Origin of the sequence: Corallococcus praedator, assembly GCF_003612125.1 — a bacterium.
Lineage (GTDB): Bacteria > Myxococcota > Myxococcia > Myxococcales > Myxococcaceae > Corallococcus > Corallococcus praedator.
Genome location: NZ_RAWI01000569.1, coordinates 1 through 4,603 on the forward strand (window position 1 = coordinate 1; position 4,603 = coordinate 4,603).

Annotated in this window: 3 protein-coding genes; all 3 read right to left on the bottom strand. The window is 72.0% G+C overall.

What is annotated here, in order from left to right:
• Nucleotides 1–461 (bottom strand): hypothetical protein (locus D7Y13_RS38870; RefSeq protein ID WP_208734538.1); only part of this gene is annotated, 461 nt, incomplete at its 3' end.
• Nucleotides 458–4,165 (bottom strand): type VI secretion system membrane subunit TssM, encoded by a 3,708-nt coding sequence (locus D7Y13_RS38875; protein WP_120586064.1) that lies wholly within the window; start codon nt 4,163–4,165, stop codon nt 458–460. The genes D7Y13_RS38875 and D7Y13_RS38870, both read right to left, overlap by 4 nt.
• A 3-nt stretch (nt 4,166–4,168) precedes the next feature.
• Nucleotides 4,169–4,483, bottom strand: coding sequence for a hypothetical protein (locus D7Y13_RS38880; RefSeq protein ID WP_147444570.1), 315 nt, complete (start codon nt 4,481–4,483; stop codon nt 4,169–4,171).
• Nucleotides 4,484–4,603 lie beyond the last annotated feature (120 nt).

A 4,603-nucleotide genomic window follows, 5' to 3' on the forward strand; every position in this document is an offset into this window, starting at 1 on the left:
GAGGTGTATAAGAGACAGGGCTTCGGGAGTTCGCCTTCTCCCGAGTCCTTCGGTGCCGCGGGCTGCGTGCCCGTGCGGATGCGCCCTTCGAGCAGCTCGATGTCCAGCGAGCCGGGCGTGGGCGTGTTGACGAACTGCTGCCAGGTTCCGTCCGGCGCGGTGAACAGGAACGACACCGCCACCGCTGCGTCGTCCGGCAGCGGCACCTTCAGGCGCTGCAACGTGCCCGGGTAGATGAGCGCGGACATCAACACGTCCGCGTCCGGCTGGAAGACGCGCGCGGACACCTCGCCGTAGGACTCGAGCGCGAACTGCTTCGGATCCACCTTGCGCACCAACATGTAGAGCGGCCGCCCCTGGTTGGTGCCCGAGGGCGCCTTCACGCTCAGGTGCAGCGTGCTGGGCTGACATGCGCTCAAGAGACACAGGAGCGCTGGAATGCACCGCAAAAGCAGTCTCATCGCGGAACCTCGCGGAATGGTGTCCAGGGCTCACCCTTCAGACCGAAGCGCAGGTCCATCACCCTGTCCGTGGACGCGCCCCCCCGCGCACGCAGCGACCACTGCCGGTGCTGCGGGTCCTCCGTGGACAGCGACGACTCCAACAGCCGGAAGCAGCTCCACGCCGAGCGCGACTTCTCCAGCGACGCGTACTGCACCGACTGGTCCGCGGGAGCGCGCACCTCCAGCATCAGCGACGCCGTCTGCTGGTCCCACCACGCCAGCGGGAACTCCTGCCACGACGGGCTCTGGTTGTAGGCCAGGAAGGTCGTCTTGCCGCACTTGAGCGACCCCAACGTCACGAAGCTGCCCGGCGTGGGCGCCTTCGGCAGCGGCAGCGGCATCACCTGCAACAGCAAGGGCCGGGGACGCCCCTCCGTGTCCCACAACACGCGGGCCAGCCGCGACAGCCGTCCCAGCGTGGGCAGCATCCCTCCTGGCAACGCCAGCCGCGACTGGAGCGCTCCGCGCGCCACCCACTCCGAGCCGCGCTCCTCGCACACCGGCGCCAGCACACGCGTGACGAACTCCCAGAACGCGCCGTCCTGCCGGCGCAGCACCTCCAGGTCTCCCGGATCCACCTCCTGCGTCCCGTCCGGCGCGAACGGGTAGCGCCCCAGCAGCGGACGCAGGAACCGGCCGTTGGCCTCTTCCCACTGCCGCTCCAGCGTCCGTTCAATCTCCCGCTGCCCCAGCTCGCGCACCGCGAGGAAGGGCTGGCGGAAGGGCTGGCGCAGCTCGCCAATCAGGCCCTGCTGGTCAAGCCAGGCGTCCACCTTGTGCAGGTAGGACGTGTCGTCCTCCAGCATCATCGCGAAGGCCAGCCGCCCCAGGGGCGTCAGCAGCTCCGGCAGCCGCGCGGCGCCGTTGGCGGGCGTCGTCGTGGCACCGTCCGCGGCCGCGCCTCCCGTGAGCGACGCCGTCGCCTCCTTGGGCACCACGCCCTGGCGTGGCGCCGCGTTCAGTTCTTCCGCCAGCTGCGCCACCAGCGCGCGGTAGGGGTTGAGCACCGTGTAGTTGCCGCTCTCGTCCGGCTTCATCACCGTGGCGATGGGCTTGAACGGCGCCACCGCGTTGCGCAGCGACTCGTAGAAGGGCCCCTCCAGCGGCTCCAGCGCCACGCTCTGCGCCACGTCGCGCAGCATGTCCACCAGCTCCGAGGAGGGCTGGGTGAGGCGCGACAGCTCCTCCGGCAGCAGCGCGGGCACCACCGGCTGGAAGCGGTAGGCCGACACCCGCTGGAACAGCCGGTTGCGGTACTGGAACGCGAACTGGTTCACCTTGCGGCGCACGTGCTCCTGGCGCTGCGACACCTCCTCCACGGGCAGCCCCGAACCCTTGATGCGCGTGGTGAACTCGTCCACCAGCGGGCGCAGCCGCGTGTCGAACTCCAGCCGGTCCGCCGACAGGCTCGCTCCACTCCTCGCCGCCACCGCCTCCTCGCCCGTCACCACCCCGAACGGCATGCGCCCCGTCTTCTCGTGGTAGCGCAGCAGCGCCTGGTGCAGGAGCCGCGAGCCGTCCTTGGGACGGAACTCGAAGGTGTTCTGAAGCACCGGCACCTGGAGCACCGCGGGGCCGTTGCCCGGCAGCCACAGGCCGTCGCGCACCAGCAGCTCCGCCACGCTCATCTTCTGCACCGCCTTCACCCCCAGGTACGCCTCCTCCTCCATGCGCAGCACGTTCGTCAGTACGTCCCGGTGGTCGTTGATCCACGCCACCGTCTTGAGCGTGGAGGGGATGCCCCGGAAGCGGCCCGTGTCCACCCGCGCCTCGGACGCGGCCAGCAGCTCCAGCGCGCGCGGCAGGCTGGCGAAGCGCGCGCTGTCGTCCAGCAGCGCCTGGAGCCGCCGGCGCTCGTCCTGCATGGACTCCAGGTCCGCATCCAGCCGCTCCAGTTCGCGCGGCTCCACGGCCCGGTTCGCCATCAGGTCCTGCAAGCGGCGCAGGTGCGCCTGCCACGGCGTCAGCTGCGCCTCCAGGGTGAGCGGCTCCGGGAAGGGCCAGCGCGCCCAGCCCGCCTCGGGCGTGTCGGGCGCCGTCCACGGCGGGTTGCTCATGGTGACGTAGTCCGCCACCAGGGACTCGTTCAGTCCCACCGCCGTCACCCACGAGCGCCCCGCTTCCAGCGCCGCCGCGTCACCCGCGGGCGTGGCCGGGCCGTCCTCGGAGACGAAGCTCCAGTTCGGACGCGTCTTCAGGCTGGACAGCACCAGCTGCCCCAGCGGCTCCTCGCGCGAGCCGTGCAGCGTGGCCAGCAGGTAGACGACCTGCTCCGGACGGCACGTGTCCGGCTGACGGTGACACTTCTCCAGGGCGGGCCGGATGTGGGCCTCGCGGATGCCCCGGGCCAGGCGCTGGCGCAAATCCTCGCGCGCGCCGGTGAAGCTGTAGCGCAACAGCGGCCACGTGTTCATGGACCGCCACAGCGAGTCCAGCGACTGGCCCGCCGCGAGCACCGGCTCCTGCACCGCGGCCCCGGAGACCTCCTGGCCCTGGTCGCGCATGCGCTGGACCATCTCCTCGAAGCGCTGCACGCGCGTGCGCGCCTGACCCAGCCTCCACGCGAAGTGCCCGTACGCGGCCAAGAGCGGCAGCGCGCACGCAAGGCCCAGCAGCACCGCGCGGCGCAGGTGCGTGTGCAGGTAGCGGTCATGGACCGCGCGCGCCGTGCTGGCCTCGGCGGACACCGACAGGACGTCCGGATCCCTGGCGTCCTTGTCCGCGGACGACAGCGACACCGTGGCGAGCCTGGGAGCATACGCCAGCGTCTGGCCCTCCATCAGCGCCGTCACGAAGCGCGACAGCGCCTCGAAGGGCGCGTGGCCTTCCGAATAGAAGCGCTCCAGCCGCTCGAAGGCCTCCACCGGCAGCGCCGTCAGGCCCAGCGCCAGGTACTGCTCCTGCGCCTTGAGCAGCGAGCCCAGTCTTCCCTCCTGACCGGGCGGGGGCAGGGGGAAGCGCAGCGGCACGTGGTGCGCGCGCAAGAGCTTCGCGAAGTCCGCGTAGCCTTCCCGCTCATCCAGGTGGGTGAGGCACACGCGCGTCTCCAGCGCGCCCTCGCGGATCTCCGACAACAGGTTGAGCTTGCCGCGCAGCAGCTGCGCCGCCCGGCGCACCTCGTCCGGCGGCGTGTCCGACAGCCAGCGCGCGTCCAGCACCAGCACCGCCAGCGCCTGCTGGCCGCTGCCAAAGGTGTCCTTCCACAGGCGGCGCAGCGCCTCGCGGCCCTGGGGCGTCTCGTCCTCCAGCAACTGCGCGGACACCTCCTGGGCCACGGCGTCCGCGCCCAGGTACACCTGGAGCAGCGAATCCGACAGGAGGCTGGGCAGGAACTGCCGCGCCTGCCGCTTCCAGTCCAGGTCCAGCTCGATGAGCCGCGACTTGCCCGCGCCCGCCGGCCCCAGCACGACCACGCCCGGCAGGTCGCGCACCGCCACGCGGTGACGCAGCGGCAGCCCGGCCAGGAACTTCTCGCGCACCTGCCGCAGCCGGTTCTTCGCCAGGGGCGTGGGCGCGTCCGGCGTCGCGGTCCCCGCGGCCTTCCGCTTCGAGCGCCACTTCAGGAACAGCGGCACGCCCAGCGCCAGCAGCGCCACGGCGAGCAGCACCCACGGCTTCCACCCCGGTGGGACGAACGCCGTCAGTTTGCGGATGACATCCATGATTCAGCGCTCCCCCCAGCCCATGACGTTCCCGGCGCGCCCCGAGCGGTGAAAGGCCTCCAGGACGTCCTCCAGCGTGTCCAACGTGCCCGCGATCGCCGCGCGCGCCTGCTGCTGCTCCTCCGGCGACAGCCGCGTGTCCCCGGGCCCCGGCAGCAGGCGGGCCAGGGTCTGGCCCAGGTCGTCCAGCAGCGGGCCCAGGCCGTGGCGCCCGGCCCCGATGCGGGTGTCCACGGTCCGGCGCACCTGCTGGAGCAGGGCGGGGGCCGCATCGAGCGCGGGCGCTGCGGGAGCCTGTGGAGCGGACTGGGGCTTCACCGCGTCACCCACCAGAGCAGGCACTGCAGCCCCAGCACGCTCGCGGCGCTGGCCGCGTAGTAGCGGGCGGGAAGGGCGTAGAGCAGCGGCCCGGGGGACTCACCGGACGCCGTGGGGGCG

Bases quoted from the DNA above. Each gene is read 5' to 3' on its own strand.
- D7Y13_RS38875 (WP_120586064.1), bottom strand. From the start codon at position 4,165: ATGGATGTCATCCGCAAACTGACGGCGTTCGTCCCACCGGGGTGGAAG.